The organism is Paraburkholderia sp. EG286A, assembly GCF_040965375.1.
Lineage (GTDB): Bacteria > Pseudomonadota > Gammaproteobacteria > Burkholderiales > Burkholderiaceae > Paraburkholderia.
In genome coordinates this window covers 1-369 of sequence record NZ_JBFRCB010000038.1, presented here as the reverse complement: position 1 = coordinate 369, position 369 = coordinate 1, and the positions used below count along the sequence as shown (strand labels likewise).

At 60.7% G+C, this 369-nt stretch carries 1 pseudogene; it reads right to left on the bottom strand.

What is annotated here, in order from left to right:
- Window positions 1-330, bottom strand: a pseudogene (locus AB4Y35_RS42135) (helix-turn-helix domain-containing protein); the annotation flags it as partial.
- Between the last annotated feature and the right edge of the window lie 39 nt (window positions 331-369).

Sequence of the window (369 nt, the reverse complement as noted above, 5' to 3'; positions counted from 1 at the left end):
GCCAGTTTGCGGCTGCTCCAGTGCGTCGAGCCGTCGGCCGGCTTGCGTCGCAGCGTGTAGTCGAGCACTCTCGCTTCAAGGCCCGCGAGGTCAGGTCGCGGCGCACGGCCTGGATGTCTGCCGTACACGTTCACTGGCGAAACGCGATTGCCACGTTGTGATGAAACGCGAATCGCATCGCAATTCGGCCATGATCGCCGCCCGCGAGGCTCCTTCGTCGAGCAGCAGGATCAACCGCGCACGCCTCACCTCGCCAACGGCCATTGTGCGGCTGCGCTGCATCGACATCAGGTCTTCGCGCTCGGTTTCACTCAGATTCATTTTGCCCATGCACTATTAGATCAGTGCAATTTCATTGGTTCACTGGAC